Genomic DNA, 16,640 nt, shown 5'->3' with positions numbered 1-16,640 from the left:
CCGGGCAGGTGAGGAGCGCGTCGATGCAGCAGAAAGCCGGTACGTCCACGGTGAAGACTGCCTGCTCGTACTGCGGTGTCGGCTGCGGGATGGTCCTCGAGGTGGAGACCGACCCGGAGACCGGTCGGCGCAAGGTCCTCAAGGCTGCCGGTGACAAGACGCACCCGACCAACTTCGGGCGTTTGTGCACCAAGGGGGCCACCAGTGCGGAGATGCTGGCGGCCGATGGGCGAATGGAGTCCGGCTACGTTCGAGAGCGGCGAGGGGAACAACCTCTCGCAGTGCCGGCCCGGCAGGCGATTCGGGATACCGCGCACCGATTGAAGGGCATTCTCGACGAGCATGGCCCGGACGCACTCTCCTTCTACGTGTCCGGTCAGATGTCCATCGAGGCGCAGTACCTGATCAACAAACTGGCGAAGGGGTTCGTCGGAACCAACCAGATCGAGTCCAATTCGCGCTTGTGCATGGCCAGTGCCGGCACCGGCTACAAGCAGTCCCTCGGCGCGGACGGCCCGCCCGGGTCCTACCAGGATTTCGACAAGGCAGACGTCTTCTTCGTCATCGGCGCCAACATGGCCGACTGCCACCCGATCCTGTTTCTTCGGCTCCTCGACCGGGTGAAGGTGGGGGCGAAGCTGATCGTCGTCGATCCGCGCCGCAACGCGACCGCCGACAAGGCCGATCTGTTCATGCAGATCAACCCGGGAACCGATCTGGCCCTGCTCAACGGACTGTTGCACGAGTTGGTGAAGAACGGCCACACCGATCCGGATTTCATTGCAGAGTTCACCGAGGGGTGGGACGTCATGCCCACGTTCCTCGAGGACTACTCCCCCGACCGAGTCGCCGAGATCACGGGAATCGCAGCGGATGACATCCGCTCGGCGGCGCGGTGGATCGGCGAAGCCGCGGAGTGGATGACGTGCTGGACGATGGGCCTCAACCAGAGCACCCACGGCACCTGGAACACCAATGCCATCTGCAACCTCCACCTCGCGACCGGCGCCATCTGCCGCCCAGGGAGCGGACCCTTCTCGCTGACCGGGCAGCCGAACGCGATGGGTGGTCGAGAGATGGGCTATATGGGCCCCGGCCTGCCCGGGCAGCGGTCGGTGCTGGTGGACGAGGACCGTGCCTTCGTCGAGGATGTGTGGAACCTCCCGTCCGGGACGCTCCGGACCGAGGTGGGCAGCGGCACGATCGACATGTTCGAGCAGATGGTGGCCAAGGAGATCAAGGCCTGCTGGATCATCTGCACCAATCCCGTTGCCACGGTGGCCAACCGGCGCACCGTCATCGAAGGGCTCGAAGCGGCAGAGTTGGTGATCACTCAGGACGTCTTCGTCGACACCGAGACCAACGGGTACGCCGACATCATGCTGCCGGGCGCACTGTGGGCCGAGTCCGAGTCGGTGATGATCAATTCGGAGCGCAATCTCACGCTGCTGCAGCAGGCGGTGGATCCGGTGGGAGAGGCGATGCCCGACTGGCAGATCATCGCCGCAGTCGCGTGCGAGATGGGATACGCGAAGGCCTTCACCTACGCCTCGTCGGAGGAGGTGTTCGAGGAGATCACGCGTGCATCGAATCCCAAGACCGGCTACGACCTTCGTGGGGTCAGCTATGCGAGGCTGCGAAAGACCCCGGTGCAGTGGCCGAGCCCGCCGGGCAAGGACGACGACCGCAACCCCATCCGCTACCTCAACGACGGGGTGAGTCAGAACCTGCTGCCCGGCACCGATGGGCCGCCTCCACGGTTGGCGTTTGCCACGCCTTCGCGTAAGGCCGCGTTCTTCCCCCGCCCGCACATGCCGCCCGCCGAGATGCCGGACGACGACTACCCCATGATCCTCAATACCGGTCGGCTGCAGCATCAGTGGCACACGATGACCAAGACCGGCAAGGTTGCCAAGCTGAACAGGCTCGACTCCGGCCCCTTCGTCGAGATCAACCCCGATGATGCAGATCGGCTCGGCGTGGCCGAAGGTGATCGGGTGGAGGTGGCTTCCCGCCGCGGTCGTGCGGTTCTCCCGGCTGTCGTGACCGATCGGGTGCGCGCCGGAGACTGCTTTGCGCCGTTCCACTGGAACGACAGCTTCGGCGAGTACCTCAGCATCAACGCGGTGACCAACGACGCCGTCGATCCCGCGTCGCTGCAACCCGAGTTCAAGGTGTGCGCAGTGATGCTGACGAAAGTCGGCCCTGCAAGGAGTGATTCGGGGGCGAGTCGCGAGAGCGCGCCGCCTGTCGGTACGCCGGTGGCGGAGATGAGTCGGATACTGGGGTTGGACAGTTCCTCGTCGCCGACGTTCGACGACCACGAGCGGACGTACCTCACCGGATTGCTGTCGGGGTTGCAGTCCACGGAAGTTCAGGGCGTGCCGGTCCTGCCGCGCACGGCACCGATCTCCGGTGCCAAGCGGGTGTGGCTCGACGGGCTCATGGCGGGCCTCTTCTCCCGTTCGGCGATACCCGACGGTGAGCCGGATTCTCCGGAGCCGCAGGGAGATGTGCAACCACCTGTGGTGGTCCTGTGGGCGTCGCAGACCGGCACAGCGGAGGACTTCGCGGGTGAGTGCGTACAGAAGCTGGGAGGTGGGGGCCGCGCCGCGAAGATCATCGACATGGACGAGTGCGACGTCACGACGTTGGTGGACGTGCCTGACCTTCTCGTCGTCACCAGTACCTTCGGTGACGGGGATGCGCCGGACAACGGGGCCGCCTTCTGGGACGCGTTGAACAGGGACGACGCGCCGAAGCTGACCGATACGCGGTTCGCAGTGCTCGCATTCGGCGATTCCAACTACGACGACTTCTGTGGGCACGGGAAGCGTCTCGATGCCAGGCTCGACGAACTGGGCGCGACCAGGCTCACCGCCCGCGTGGACTGCGAGCCCGACTTCGAGGAAGCTGCCGGCAAGTGGCTCGACACCGTGTGCGACTTGATGACCGAAACGGGTGAATCACCCGCCGCTCCCACGCCCGTAACTCCTCGGCCTCCGGCCCGGACCAAGACCGCCTCGCCGTTCACCCGGAAGGCCCCTCTTGTCAGCAGCCTGACCAAGAATGTTCGATTGAGCTCGCCGGGATCGACAAAGGACGTGCGGCAGTTCGGGTTCGACTTGACGGACGATCGGTTCGTCTACGACGCCGGCGATGCGCTCGGGGTGTGGCCGGTCAACAGTGACCATGTCGTGGACGAGTGGTTGGCGGTCACCGGCCTGGCCGCGGAGACCGTGGTGTCGGCGAACGAACTCCCCGACATGTCGTTGCGTGAGGCGCTACGAACGAAGCTCGAGATGGTCAAGATAACACCGGAGTTGTTGCGATTCGTGCTCGACCGGTCCCGTGATGCCGAGCTTGCCCGGCTACTGCGCCCGCAGAACAAAATTGCTCTGCAGCAATGGATGTGGGGTCGACAGGCGGTAGACGTGATTGCCGAGTTCGGAACTCGTGCGGACGCACAGGAGTGGCTGTCGGTGCTCAAGCGGCTGCAACCGCGTCTCTACTCGATCTCGTCGAGTCCCAAGGTCGATCCGCGTGAGGTTCAGCTGACAGTCTCGGCCGTCCGGTATGACCATGATGGCAAGAGCCGGACCGGAGTGTGTTCCACGTTCCTCGCCGATCATGGCGACGGATTCGACATTCCCGTGTTCGTACAGAAGTCGGCACACTTTCGTCCGCCGTCCGGTTCGGAGACTCCCATGATCATGGTGGGCCCCGGAACCGGCATCGCGCCCTTCCGTGGATTTCTGCACGAGAGAAGGGAACTCGGGCACACCGGCGACAACTGGCTGTTCTTCGGTGAGCAGCACGAGGCCACAGACTTCTACTACCGCGAAGAAGTGGAGTCGATGCGTGACGACGGGTTCCTGACCCGACTCGACGTCGCCTTCTCCAGGGACCAGCGCCAGAAGATCTATGTGCAGGACAGGATTCGAGAGCACGGTGCCAAGCTGTGGCGGTGGCTGGAAGCGGGAGCGCACTTCTACGTGTGTGGTGACGCCAGTCGAATGGCGAAGGATGTCGATGCCGCCGTGCGTGAGGTTGCGCGTACGCACGGCAAGCTCGACGACGAGGACACCGAGCTTTTCATGAAACAGCTCGCGGCAGACAAGCGTTACGTGCGTGATGTCTACTGAGGGCGGAACGAGTCGGCTGACGCCGCAGCCCAATCCGCCGCCCACGATCTCGGCGGTTCGGAAAGCAGCTCACCGGGCGAAAGCCATTCGTACAGCTCCGCATACGAGCGAACCACGGTCGGCGAGATCTTCTTCCGCAGCATGCCCGTGTCGAGGTCGGCCGGGTTCCGCACGCCCAGCGAGGAGATGATCTGCATGGCCTGATCGACGGTGGCTTCGTGATACCGGCGCACCCGCGCAGTCTTGTCCGGAACGTCCAGTGCGCGTGCGCGTCGCGGGTCTTGCGTTGCCACACCGACCGGGCACTTGTTGGTGTGACACTTCTGCGCCTGAATGCAGCCGACGGCCATCATCATCGCTCGTGCAGAATTGGTGTAGTCGGCTCCCTGGATGAGCCTCTTGACGATGTCGTGTCCGGTGGCGATCTTGCCGCTGGCCCCGAGCCGAATGTGATCGCGAAGGCCGGTCGCCACGAGGGCGTTGTGCACAGTCATGAGCCCGTCGGTCAGAGGTAGACCGACGTTGTCCTCGTACTCGAGCGGAGCGGCCGCGGTCCCGCCCTCGGCACCGTCGACGATGATGAAGTCCGGTGCCGTCCCCTCCGAGATCATTGCTTTGCAGATGGCCAGAAACTCCATGCGAGACCCGACACACAACTTGAAGCCCGTCGGCTTCCCTCCGGACAGTTCCCGCAATCGGGCGATGAACCGAATCAGCTCGCGAGGGGTGCCGAAGGCCGAATGGGCGGCTGGGCTCACGCACTTCTCGTGCGCCGGTACCCCGCGGTAGTCGGCGATCTCCGTACTGACCTTGGCTGCAGGCAGGACACCGCCGATGCCAGGCTTCGCCCCTTGACTCAGTTTGAGCGAGACCATCTTGATTCGTTCGTGGGCCGACTTGTCCGCGAATGCGGCGGGGTCGAAGTGTCCACGGTGGTCGCGGGTTCCGAAGTAGCCCGAACCGATCTCCCACACCAGATCGGCTCCGCCCGATAGGTGATAGGGCGTGAGACCGCCTTCTCCCGTGTCGTGCGCGAACCCGCCTTGCGCGGCGCCGGCGTTGAGGGCACGCAAGGCGTTGGCGGAAAGCGCACCGAAGCTCATGGCCGAGACGTTCAGCAAGGACATCGAATACGGCGCCGTGCAATCGGGTCCACCGATCAGTACCCGTGGTGGGGCCTCCGGTTGTGGAACGGGGGCGGTGGAATGTACGAGGTATTCGTATCCCACCTGCTCGATGTCACGTTCTGTTCCGAAGGACTGCTCCCCGTGAATGCCCTTCGCACGTTCGTAGACGACCGTGCGAACCTCACGGGCGTACGGGCGACCGTCGACATTTGCTTCGACGAAGTACTGCTGCATCTCGGGGCGAATGCTCTCGAGTAGGTACCGAATGTGGCCGATCACCGGGTAATTGCGCAGCACCGAATGACGATTCTGGATCAGGTCGTACACACCCACGATCAGCAGGAGTACGAGCACGACGACCAACGCCCACCAGCCCCAGCCGCCGACGGCGGCCGCCGCTGTGACGATGGCCAGCGTGAGGCCGATGGAACCGACAACGAAGAATCGCAGCATCGACGCACCTCCGGCATACGAGAGCACCTGCTGGTTCAACCCTACGACCGTTTCGAGCGGCTCGTCGGCGATCCGCATATGCAGAAGTGACCAGTTGATACTTTCGTAAATGCGGACCTATCCTTGCAGTATGACCGCAATTCGGATCCGTGGGGCTGCCCAACTACTGGGGGTCAGTGACGACACTGTCCGACGGTGGATCGACAACGGAAGTCTCACGGCGGAGAAGGACGACTCCGGTCGCAAGGTGATCGACGGTGCCGAACTCGCCGCGTTCGCACGGTCTCATTCGCCTGCGACACCCGACCTGCTCGGCTCGGAGTCCTCGGCTCGAAACCGACTGGTGGGCATCGTGACCGAAGTGACCAGTGACAAGGTGATGTCCCAGGTCGAGATGCAGTGCGGCCCGTTTCGGATCGTGTCGCTGATGAGTACGGAAGCGGTCCGCGATCTCGGACTCGAGCCGGGCAAAGTTGCTGTTGCCGTCGTCAAATCGACCACGGTCATCGTCGAAACTCCGGGAGTGGATCGATGAAGGCACAGCTCACCCTCGTTGCCGCCGGCGCGTTCGTGGCGGCGACCCTGTCCGGGTGCAGTTCGGAATCCTCCTCCCAGCTCACGGTTTTCGCGGCAGCTTCGTTGCAGACGACGTTCACCGAACTGGGCACGTTGTACGAGCAGCAGAACCCGGGCTCCACCGTCGCGTTCGACTTCGCCGGATCGTCCACCCTGGTCTCGCGTCTCGATCAGGGCGCGAGCGCAGACGTCTTCGCCTCCGCGGACACCGCGAACATGACGAAGGCCGTGGACGCAGACCTGGTGAAGGGGGATCCCGAGAACTTCGCGTCCAATACCCTCACGATCGTCACCGCTCCCGGGAACCCGAAGAACGTGCACTCGCTGGCGGACCTCACCAGAGATGACCTCATGGTGGTGACGTGTGCACCGCAGGTCCCCTGTGGTTCGGCAACGCAGAAGGTGGAAGCGGGTGCGGGCGTCGACGTCACTCCGGTCAGCGAGGAAGCCTCGGTCACCGACGTCCTCGACAAGATCACGTCCGGACAAGCCGATGCCGGTCTTGTCTACATCACCGACGCAGCCGTGGCCGGCGAGAAAGTGACGGCCGTGCCGTTCCCGGAGTCGGCGTCCGCCGTCAACACGTATCCCATCGCCGCGCTCGAAGGGGCGAGTGACGCCGCGGCGGCCGAGCGCTTCGTCGACCTGGTGCGCAGCGCCGAGGGCCAGGGCATCCTGGCGAAGGCAGGCTTCGCGAAACCATGATCGGATGCCGGTGAAGACGAGGGCGCGCACGCACACGCGGGCCGGCCTTCCCACGTGGATCTACCTTCCGGCAGCGGTCGGTGGCGCGTTCGTGGTTCTGCCGCTCGTGGCGATGCTGCTGGTTGTCGACTGGTCTCGGTTCGTCGGCCTGGTCACTTCCGAGTCGTCGGTCGCCGCGCTCGGATTGTCCTTGAAGACCGCCTCGGTCAGCACCGTGCTCTGCGTCTTGTTCGGCGTTCCGATGGCGGTGGTGCTGGCGCGTAGCAAGTTTCGCGGTCGGCAGGTACTGCGCTCACTGGTGCTGCTTCCGTTGGTGCTGCCGCCCGTGGTGGGTGGTATCGCGCTGCTCTACACCTTCGGTCGACGTGGACTCGTGGGCGAATACCTCGAGGTGGCCGGTATTCACATCGCCTTCTCTACGACAGCGGTGATCCTGGCGCAGACTTTCGTGGCCCTGCCCTTCCTGGTGATCAGCCTCGAGGGAGCGCTGCTCACCGCCGGCCGTCGATTCGAGGACGTGGCGGCGACGTTGGGTGCCCACCCCACCACGGTGTTTCGGCGGGTGACGCTCCCGCTGGTGTTGCCGGGTCTGCTGTCGGGCGCGGTGCTCTCCTTCGCTCGTGCTCTCGGCGAATTCGGTGCGACGCTGACCTTCGCGGGCAGTCTGCAGGGTGTGACCCGAACGCTCCCCCTCGAGATCTATCTGCAGCGGGAAACCGATGCCGATGCGGCAGTTGCGCTGTCACTGGTCCTGGTGGTGGTCGCGATCGTGATCGTCGTGATCTCGCGTTCCTGGGTCGCGAGGGCACAGTTGTGAGCGGGCTGTCTGCGGGGGTGCGGCTGCGCGAGCGTGGGATCGATCTGTCGTTCGGCGTCGCTCGTGGCGAGGTGCTGGCAGTCATCGGGCCCAACGGTGCAGGCAAGTCGAGCATTCTCGGAATGCTTTCGGGTCTCGTCGATCCCGACGACGGGCGGATCGAGTTCGAGGGACGCGTCCTCACCGATACTGCCGCCGGGCTCGCTGTCCCAGCGCACGATCGTGGGGTGGCGCTGCTGGCACAAGACCCGCTGCTTTTCCCCCATCTGAGCGTGGAGGCGAACGTGGCGTTCGGCCCCCGCAGTTCCGGTCGTGGACGCGGGGAATCGCGGGAACTCGCACGTCGGTGGCTCGAAGAAGTCGACGCGCTCGACCTCGCGACTCGTCGACCTCGCGAACTGTCGGGCGGACAGGCCCAGCGTGTGGCGGTGGCGCGGGCGCTTGCGGCGGACCCACACCTGCTCCTGCTGGACGAGCCGATGTCCGCGCTCGACGTGACTGCGGCTCCCGCGCTACGAGTGCTGCTGCGCCGCGTTCTGCGGGGGGAAAATCGGACGGCGCTGATCGTCACGCACGACATCCTCGACGCATTGGCACTGGCCGACCGCGTGATGGTCGTGGACGGCGGGGCGATCGTAGAGTCGGGACCGGTGCACGAGGTTCTCAGCCGTCCGCGCAGTGGTTTCGCGGCGCGTGTCGCCGGACTCAATCTTGTCGAGGGGCGTGTCGACGGCGGAACCCTGGTGGCGCCGGACGGGACACGCGTGTCCGGCGCAGCGGAATCGGCGGTGGCAACAGATGCATCCGGTGTCGCGGTGTTCGCACCGAGTGCCGTCGGTATTCACCTCCGCGTCCCGGAAGGCAGTCCACGAAACGTGTTTCGGATGACGGTGGCCGAGATGGAGGCCCGCGGAAATGTGGTCCGTGTCCGCGGCGAATCCGAGTCCGGTCTCGAACTGAGCGCGGACGTGACGGCCGCCGCGGTCGCGGACCTCGATCTGGTGCCCGGCGTGCCCGTGTACTTTGCGGTGAAGGCGACCGAGGTTGCACTTCACCCAGCGCACTGAGCCGCTACCCAGTGCGCTGACTCAGCTCGTCAGTCGAGCTTGGCGTGCATGAGATACACGTTGTAGCTGTCCCACTCCGACATCGTGAAGTACAGGTCCTTCGACGTCGACCAGGGGTGGATGAATCCGCCGTAGGCCTTCGGGTAATCGGACGTGTCGATCAGCACCGAGCCGTCGGACCAGGCACCCTGCGGGCTGGCGGACTCGCGCAGCACGATCGCGCCGCGTGCCGGATCCAGGTAGGTCATCTGCCACTTGCCGGATTCCTCGTCGTACCGCGCCGACAGCTCGCTGGCGATACCCGACATGACCGGGGTCGCAAGGTGCTCGGACACCGGAGTCCAGGTGTCCTTGGACCAGTACTGGTACGCGCTGGGGTTCAGCACCTGGTCCGTGGGAACGCGGGCGAGGCCGATGGTGCCGATTCGTCCGTTGGGGGTACCGAACATGTAGACGTAGTCGCCCTGCGGAACCATCGCCGAGACCTGGAAGCGAGCGCCGAACACGTTCTCCCACTTGGCATGCTGCGACTTGGTCCACGTCTGGCCGTTGTCGTCCGAGTATGCGATGCCGCCGTAGTTGGTGTACCACATACCGGGAACGATGCTCCACCGCTTGACGGACATGTAGCTCATGAACTGTCGGTCACCGATGGCGAATCCCGACGTGGGGATGGTGGTGGTCTCGAAGTTCTTGACGTGCCGGCTGTCGATGACCTCTGCGGCGTGGCAGCGGCTGTCCTGAACCATGCTGTCGATGGTCATGCCGTCGGACAGATCGGTGTCCTTGCTGTGCCCGAGGACGTTGGAGCGCCAGTCTTCACCGTTGGCGCCGGGCGGGTTCCAGTCCTTGCCGAAGGTGTCACCGAATGCGACGGCGACCTCACCGGGCTTGGTCTCCCAGATGATGCCCAGATCGGTTCCGTTGACCTGCCAGCGCTTGTCGGTGCGGTTCTCTGAGCCCTTGCCGGTGACCTGCGAGATGAGCCGCACGTCTCCGATGCCCGGGTTGCCCACGGGCGCGGTGAGAGTGCCGGGCTCGGCCGGATGCACGTCGGGGGCAGGTGCGGGCTGCGGTTCCGGACCGGGGCCACCCGGGATCGGGATCGGGATGGTCTCGGGGATCGGGTCGATCTGAACGCGCGGGAACGGCAGACCCGCAGATCCTGACGAGCCCGATGATCCGGACGAGCCGGAATCGTCGCCGTCGCCATCGGTCTTGTCGGTCAGGTCGGGGCACGGATCGGCACACGGGTCGTCGGGAAGCGCCTCTTGCGGCACTCGGGTGTTGTCGACAGGGGGCCCGGGAACCGGAACGGGCACGAATTCCGGGTAGGTGAGCGGAATGTGCACGGTCTCCGGGATGGACGGCAGTAGAGGTCCGCCCTCACTCGGCGGCTCCTTGGCCGGGTTGTAGCCGACCTCGCCGCATCCGTTGGTGGGCAGCCAGTCTGCCGGCAGGGCCTGAGCGGTGGTGGCACCGAACCCGACCGAGGCGGCGGCAATGGTGATCACACACGATGCGGATCCGACTGCCGTTCGCATGGATGTGAATCGTGTGACCACTGTCAGCCTCTCCGCTCCGGCGACCGCACAGGAGTGACCGGTCGATCGCAAAGAAGATATCACCCGAATCGGACAGTAGCTGGGAGTGAGCCTCGGAGTGGCTGGGAACCGTGTGGGCCTCCGCTGCGTCGTATCCCGGTATGGACTCTCTCGAGTATTCGTTCGGAACCGGTGTGGACGCGCCGACGGCCTGGACGTCGCCGGCAGACGTGGGTGTGGGAACGGGCGGTTCGTTCGATGCGGTCGGGCTGGACTTCGATGGCGACGGCCTGTGGGACGACGCGATGTGGGACTTCGACGGCGACGGGGTGGTCGACCATTCCGTACTCGATCTCGACGACCCGGCGGAAACCAGATACTTCGTCGACGTGGCTGGTGACGGCACTTGGAGCCACGAGGTCCCCATGCCCGGTTGTCCCGATCCACCGCAACCGTCGGGTGAATCCGAATTCGGCCCGTCTCGCCTCGATCATTCGCCTTCGCGTGCTGCCGAGGCACGTCCGGTGTCGTTCGCTACATCCGACGGTGCCCACCAACCGATCCTCGTCCCGGCCGGAAACGTCGGACGCCCGGATCCGGTGTGGGCGTCAGACGCGGCGACTGTTCGCGAAGACGGCGAGCAACCCCGCTGCGTAGATCCCGGACACGCCGAGAGCCAGAGCAACTGAGTGCCCGTTCGCCGGGATCACCGTGGCTGCGGCGGCGATTGCCGCGATGAAGGCGATGTTGAAGACAGTGTCCTGGAGGGCGAACACCTGCCCCCTTCGGTCGTCGTCGATCTCGATCTGCATGGCGGCATCGCCGGTGAGCTTGATCGACTGCCCGGCGAATCCGAGGAGGAACGCCCCGACGAGCAGCGACATCTGAGTGAGCGTCGCCACCAGAGTGGCCTGCACGATCAGGGCCACGGCCAGCCCACCGACCACCGTGCGTGACCGGCCGATCCGAGGGATGACGACGGGTGTGGTCACTGCGGCGATCAGCATGCCGGCAGCGGTGGCGCCCACCGCGAGTCCGAACCCGGCGAATCCGCCGGGCAGGCTGCTGTGGGTCTCGGCGTCACGCAGCACCAGCAGCATGATGAGCGTATCGACGCCGAACACGATGCGGTGTGCGCCGATTCCGATCATGGCCGTCGTGACGCCCCGTGAGTTCCAGACTGCGAGAGCACCGGTCTTCAGACCCGCGGCAACGGCCCTGATCGCGTTGAGCGGTTCCGGCTCCTCGTGGTGGGGTCCGAGCAGGCCCGGATGAAAACCGGCCGCTGCGACTGCCGCGAGCACCGAACCGGACGCGGCCACGGTCACTGCGGTGGCCGAGCCAAGGTCGCCGGTTCCGACGAATCCGATCACGGCAACTGCCGCCGACGCTCCGAGTGCCGCGATCACGGAACCTGCCGTGGCGAGAACGGAGTTGGTGGGGACGAGCCATTGCTGACGGACCACCCGCGGCAGTGAGGCCGACACTCCTGCCAGTACGAATCTACTGACGCCCACGGCGGCGAGGGCCAACAGGAATATCGAGGCCTCGTCGACTCCGGCGAAAAGCAGGGCCGCGGTTGCCACGATCAACGTCCCGCGCAATATGTTTGCCCACAACAACACCGACCGCCGGTCCCAACGATCGAGGAGTGCACCCGCGAACGGGCCGAGGATCGAGTACGGAAGAAGCAGAACCGCGAATCCGGCGGCAATCGCAGCAGGATCGGTGTGGCGTTCGGGGTTGAAGAGGATGGCGCCGCCGAGGGCTGCCTGGAACATGCCGTCGCCGAACTGGCTGGCGAAGCGGACGGTGACCAGTCGAGCCAGACCGGGCGAGCGCCGCAGGGCCGTCGCGGTGGTACGCCAATCTGCGCCGCGTCCCCTCGCCCGATCCTCCATCCGGACGACTGTATCCGCCCTCAGGCCGCGGACACCGCTGACGCTTCCTGTTCACGCCACCAGGTGACGGTCGCTGCCGTGGCCTCCGTCAGCGGCGTCGGCTCGATGCCGAGTCGGTTCTCGGTGTCGGTGCTGCTCATGACGAAGGGCTTGTCGAACTGGTAGAGCATTTCGGCAAGCTCGCGGGTGTCGCCGTGGATGCGACCGACCCCGCGCAGCACCCAACTGGGGACCGCGGAGACCTTCGGTACTCGAACTCCGCCTGCGGCCGCGAAGGCCTCGACCATCTGTCGCTGCGTCAGTGCCGGATTGGTGGGGGCATGGAGGATTCGGTCCCAGACGGACCGGTCGTGTGCGGCGGCGATCATGGCGGCCGCCAGGTCGGGCACGTAGGTGAAGGAATGGGGTACATCGGCGGATCCGAGCAGCCACTGGGCCTTTCCATTCAGGACGGCCGGAACCATGCGTTCGCCGGCCATGGCGGCCCGCACGTGCGGACCGAAGAAGTCGGACGCGACGACGCTGACGGTATGCGTGGCGGATTCGGACCGTGCCTGGAGAAGCTCGACGCGGACACCGGGCTTGCCGGAAGTTGCGTTGCGGGGGCCGGTTTCGGTCATGGGCTGAACGGTCGCGTCGTACGAGTACAGGCTCTCGGGGAACACCACGACGGCACCGATCTTGCCGGCGGCGTCCATCACGATCTGTTCGGCAATCGGCAGTTCCCTGGTCCACGCGTCGGCGCTGTATTTGCTGCCGTGGATGCAGTGGTAGATCGCCGTCGCTCCTTCGAAGGCTTCGGCGACCGCTGCGGGGTCGGAGACGTCGACCTTGACGCGTTCGACGAGTGGGTGCTGTGGGCCGCTCCCCGAGCGGGTGAGGATGCGTACGCGTCGACCTTGCTCTGCGAGTTGCTCCGCGACGGTCCAGCCGACGGGCCCTGCTCCGGTGACGATCTCGAGCTGTGTCATGTCGTATCCGATTCTGTGAGATTGGAGTTGCGAGAGCACTGCTCTCTGAATTGAGAATGCGCCCGTTCGGCACCAAAGTCAAGAGCACTGCTCTCATTTGTTGACACCGCTCTCGGTCGACCGGCATTCTGGGGTGGTGCCAGGTACTCCACGAGAACGCGCCCGCGAACAGACGCTGCAGGACATCACTCGAATCGGACGTGAACATCTCGAGTCCGTCGGGGCCGCAGCGTTGTCGCTACGTGCGGTCGCCCGCGACCTCGGGGTCGTCTCTTCGGCCGTCTATCGGTACGTGAAGAGTCGTGACGAGCTGCTCACCTTGCTCGTCGTCGATGGGTACGACGAGCTGGGCAACGAGGTGGAAGCGGCCGTTGCCGCCCAGTCGGAACCCCTCGATCAATTCCTCGTCCTCTGCAGAGCCGTGCGCACGTGGGCGCTGCGCGAACCGGCCCGGTACGGACTCCTGTTCGGCAGTCCGGTGCCCGGCTACCACGCCCCCGGCGAGCAGACGACGACACCGGGAACACGGGTGGTCACCACACTGGTGACAGTGCTCGACCGCGCGCACGCCGAAGGATTGTTGGCCACCCCGGAGCCCGAGGTATCACCGACTCTCCACGCCGATCTCGAGCGCATTCGAACAGACCTCGCTCTCGAGATGCCCGACGCGCTGTTGGCCCGCGGGGTCCTCGTATGGGCGTCGTTGTTCGGACTCGTGAACTTCGAGGTGTTCGGCCAGTACGGCACCGATACGTTCACGGAGCCCGGTGACCTGTTCGAACATCAGCTTCACGTCATGGCGAAAGTTGCCGGATTCCAATCGACCTGAGCGTGTGGTGCGTCGGTTGCCGGTTCGGTCGGACGGCGGTGGAATGATGTGGTCGTGGAGTACGCAGAAGAACCCGAGGACCGAACTGCATCGGCCGAACCCGTAGTTCGCCCCGGAAGTTTGTTGGTGTCTTCCACGGAGCTGGTCGAGCCCGCGTTTCGTCGCACCGTCATCTACATGATCGAGCACAACGAGAACGGCAGCCTCGGCGTCGTCGTCAACCGACCGAGTGAGACCGCCCTGCACGACGTCCTGCCGCAGTGGACTTCGTTGGCTGCCAGGCCGGAGACGCTGTATGTCGGCGGCCCGGTCAAACGGAATTCTGCGCTGTGTCTCGCAACTCTGCGTACAGGTGTCGATATCGACGGGGTGGCCGGTCTGCGCCGTGTCCACGGACGGGTGGTCATGGTCGACCTCGACTCGGATCCCGACGCGGTGAGCCCGCTGGTCGAGGGCGTTCGCGTGTTCGCGGGCTATTCCGGTTGGACCTGCGGACAGCTCGAATCCGAGCTCCGCCGAGACGACTGGATGGTCATTTCCGCGCTGGCCTCGGACGTCCTGGCCCCCGCCCGGGTGGACGTCTGGTCCCAGGTGCTGCGCCGCCAACCGCTGCCACTCGCAATGCTCGCCACTCACCCGATCGACGTGGCGCGCAACTGACCCCCGTGAGTGGTTATGGAGTCCATGGACTCGTTGACCACGCACGGGAAATCCCGAACACACCTTCGTGCGTCCCCGGTCGTGTCGGTAGACGGTGGTATCAACGAAGTTGTGAACAGAGAATGCGCACGTTGCAGAGAATCCGAGGTTCTCGATCACTGCCACGGGACGCTGATCCTGCATACGGACGGCGCCGCCGAGTGCACCGAGGAACTGTGCCGGCGTGAGACCGAGGCTCGACACGTTTTGATCGTCGACTGTGGCGAACTGGTCGACGGGTGCGGGTGCGGGTGCGCCGAACAGTCGATGGACCGGTACCGTCGCGCGTCCTGAGAACCGAGGCGTGGAACGTCAGTTGCGGTTGACGGTGACGAGCACGAAGTTGTTCGCCAAGTTCGTCTCGCCGTTCGCGGTCACGAAGTAGAAGATGTACGGGTAGATGCCGCAATCGAATTGTGCGACGAGCTCGGATTCACCCGGAGCGAGAGTTCCGAGATCCTGACTTCCGTACCCCGACGCGTGGACCGTCACTCCGTTGGCGTCGGATTCACCCTCGTTGGTGATCCGTACCAAGCACGACCCGGTGGCCGGCGGATTCACGGCTGTGATCGCCAGATCGGGCCCCTCACCCAAGGAGCCGAAGGGCGCGGCGACGGCGGTACTCGCGCCCGCTGCGGCCAAGGCTCCGACCATCGTTACGGTCAATGCTGCTGATCGAAGAATTCCCACCGTGTTCTCGTTTCCTCGTGCCACCCGACCCTGTGAGTCGGAAGGCTATTCCAGCATCAGTAGAACGGGCGAGGAACGAAAGACACAGCGGTAGAGCCTCTGTCGACGCTGACGCACCAGGTCAGCTTCGGGCGCTGACCGGCTCGTCCGGGTGCTGTTTCGCATACCGCTGCGCGAGCGCCGCGCAGACGATGAGCTGAATTTGGTGGAAGATCATCAGCGGCAGCACGATGAGTCCCACCGGCTGGCCGGCGAACAGGACCGACGCCATCGGAAGTCCGGTGGCCAGGCTCTTCTTGGAACCGCAGAACGTGATCACGATGCGGTCCGCGAGCGAGAATCCGAGCTTCCGGCCGGCGAACGTCGTGACGGCAAGGACGAACGCGAGCACAACGCAGCACACGACGGTCGTCGCCACGATCTGCGACGCCGAAACTGCCGACCAGATGTGCTCCTTCGCGCTCTCGCTGAAGGCGGAGAACACCACGAGCAGGATCGAGCCGCGGTCGACGAACTTGGTGGGCTCGGCATGGCGACCGAGCCAGTCGATCACGAACGGCCGAATCAACTGGCCCACCATGAACGGCACCAGCAGCTGCAGCACGATGTCGATGATCGACGACGCATCGACGCCGGCCTCGCCCGTCGTGTTCATCAGCAGGATCACGAGAAGGGGCGTCACGAACACTCCGACGAGGTTCGAGAAGGATGCGCTCACGATCGCGCCGGCCACGTTGCCGCGGGCGATGGACGTGAAGGCGATCGACGACTGCACGGTCGACGGCACCAGGCACATGTAGAGGATGCCGGTGTACAGATCGTCGCTGACGATGTTCGGTGCGAGGAACCGCAGCGAAAGGCCGATCAGCGGGAACAGCACGAACGTCGCGGCGAAGACCACCGTGTGAAGGCGCCAGTGTTTGATGCCTTCGAGTGCTTCTTGCGGTGACAACCGAGCACCGTAGAGCAGGAACAGGAAGCCGATCGCGATCTTGGTCGCCCAATCGAGAGCCGTTTCCCACGCTCCGGTGGCGGGAAACAGTCCACCGAGCACAGCGGCGACGATGATTCCGAGAATGAAACCGTCGATGTAGAACCGATTGAGAAACTTCACGT

General features: G+C 65.0%; 14 protein-coding genes. 8 read left to right on the top strand and 6 right to left on the bottom strand.

Going from position 1 to position 16,640, the window contains the following annotated elements; all coding sequences use genetic code 11:
• Positions 1–23 precede the first annotated feature (23 nt).
• Positions 24–4,145, top strand: a complete 4,122-nt coding sequence (locus ACZI8R_RS04830) for a bifunctional nitrate reductase/sulfite reductase flavoprotein subunit alpha (RefSeq protein ID WP_463378443.1) — start codon at positions 24–26, stop codon at positions 4,143–4,145.
• Here ACZI8R_RS04830 and ACZI8R_RS04825 read toward each other — a convergent pair.
• A complete protein-coding gene (locus ACZI8R_RS04825) occupies positions 4,139–5,725 on the bottom strand; it encodes an FMN-binding glutamate synthase family protein (protein WP_463378759.1) in 1,587 nt (528 codons plus the stop codon). The genes ACZI8R_RS04830 and ACZI8R_RS04825 overlap by 7 nt on opposite strands.
• A 130-nt stretch (positions 5,726–5,855) precedes the next feature.
• On the opposite strand from ACZI8R_RS04825, the gene ACZI8R_RS04820 reads away from it, so the two are divergent.
• Genes ACZI8R_RS04820 through ACZI8R_RS04805 form a run of 4 tightly spaced genes read left to right on the top strand, consistent with a single transcriptional unit; the run spans position 5,856 to position 8,890 of the window.
• Positions 5,856–6,260 carry a TOBE domain-containing protein gene (locus ACZI8R_RS04820; RefSeq protein ID WP_463378442.1) on the top strand — a complete coding sequence of 135 codons (405 nt, stop codon included), beginning with the start codon at positions 5,856–5,858 and terminating at the stop codon, positions 6,258–6,260.
• Positions 6,257–7,006: a molybdate ABC transporter substrate-binding protein gene (gene modA, locus ACZI8R_RS04815; protein WP_463378441.1), complete on the top strand. Its 750-nt coding sequence runs from the start codon at positions 6,257–6,259 to the stop codon at positions 7,004–7,006. The genes ACZI8R_RS04820 and modA overlap by 4 nt, the downstream gene beginning before the upstream one ends.
• A gap of 4 nt (positions 7,007–7,010) precedes the next feature.
• Positions 7,011–7,823 (top strand): ABC transporter permease, encoded by an 813-nt coding sequence (locus ACZI8R_RS04810; protein WP_463378440.1) that lies wholly within the window; start codon positions 7,011–7,013, stop codon positions 7,821–7,823.
• Positions 7,820–8,890: a sulfate/molybdate ABC transporter ATP-binding protein gene (locus tag ACZI8R_RS04805; RefSeq protein WP_463378439.1), complete on the top strand. Its 1,071-nt coding sequence runs from the start codon at positions 7,820–7,822 to the stop codon at positions 8,888–8,890. Before ACZI8R_RS04810 ends, ACZI8R_RS04805 begins: the two co-directional genes overlap by 4 nt.
• Before the next feature lie 29 nt (positions 8,891–8,919).
• Here the strand turns inward: ACZI8R_RS04805 and ACZI8R_RS04800 are convergent, their stop codons facing one another.
• Complete coding sequence (locus ACZI8R_RS04800; RefSeq protein WP_463378438.1) at positions 8,920–10,434, bottom strand: glycoside hydrolase family 183 protein; 1,515 nt, start codon at positions 10,432–10,434, stop codon at positions 8,920–8,922.
• Between the two features lie 161 nt (positions 10,435–10,595).
• Between ACZI8R_RS04800 and ACZI8R_RS04795 the strand changes: the two genes are divergently transcribed.
• Positions 10,596–11,123: a hypothetical protein gene (locus ACZI8R_RS04795; RefSeq protein ID WP_463378437.1), complete on the top strand. Its 528-nt coding sequence runs from the start codon at positions 10,596–10,598 to the stop codon at positions 11,121–11,123.
• On the opposite strand, the gene ACZI8R_RS04790 is transcribed toward ACZI8R_RS04795, so the two are convergent.
• Positions 11,043–12,335 carry an MFS transporter gene (locus ACZI8R_RS04790; protein ID WP_463378436.1) on the bottom strand — a complete coding sequence of 431 codons (1,293 nt, stop codon included), beginning with the start codon at positions 12,333–12,335 and terminating at the stop codon, positions 11,043–11,045. The genes ACZI8R_RS04795 and ACZI8R_RS04790 overlap by 81 nt on opposite strands.
• Before the next feature lie 20 nt (positions 12,336–12,355).
• Positions 12,356–13,306, bottom strand: coding sequence for an NAD-dependent epimerase/dehydratase family protein (locus tag ACZI8R_RS04785; protein WP_463378435.1), 951 nt, complete (start codon positions 13,304–13,306; stop codon positions 12,356–12,358).
• A 136-nt stretch (positions 13,307–13,442) separates the two neighbouring features.
• Between ACZI8R_RS04785 and ACZI8R_RS04780 the strand changes: the two genes are divergently transcribed.
• Positions 13,443–14,135, top strand: coding sequence for a TetR/AcrR family transcriptional regulator (locus tag ACZI8R_RS04780; protein ID WP_463378434.1), 693 nt, complete (start codon positions 13,443–13,445; stop codon positions 14,133–14,135).
• A 54-nt stretch (positions 14,136–14,189) separates the two neighbouring features.
• Positions 14,190–14,795: a YqgE/AlgH family protein gene (locus ACZI8R_RS04775; RefSeq protein WP_463378433.1), complete on the top strand. Its 606-nt coding sequence runs from the start codon at positions 14,190–14,192 to the stop codon at positions 14,793–14,795.
• 351 nt (positions 14,796–15,146) lie between these two features.
• Here ACZI8R_RS04775 and ACZI8R_RS04770 read toward each other — a convergent pair whose 3' ends face one another.
• Positions 15,147–15,524 carry a hypothetical protein gene (locus ACZI8R_RS04770; RefSeq protein ID WP_463378432.1) on the bottom strand — a complete coding sequence of 126 codons (378 nt, stop codon included), beginning with the start codon at positions 15,522–15,524 and terminating at the stop codon, positions 15,147–15,149.
• Positions 15,525–15,645: 121 nt separating this feature from the next.
• Positions 15,646–16,638: a bile acid:sodium symporter family protein gene (locus ACZI8R_RS04765; RefSeq protein WP_463378431.1), complete on the bottom strand. Its 993-nt coding sequence runs from the start codon at positions 16,636–16,638 to the stop codon at positions 15,646–15,648.
• Positions 16,639–16,640 lie beyond the last annotated feature (2 nt).

The sequence above is a fragment of the Rhodococcus huquni genome (genome assembly GCF_055231055.1).
Note: the sequence above shows the minus strand (reverse complement) of the source record. Positions and strands in the feature narration are given on the sequence as shown.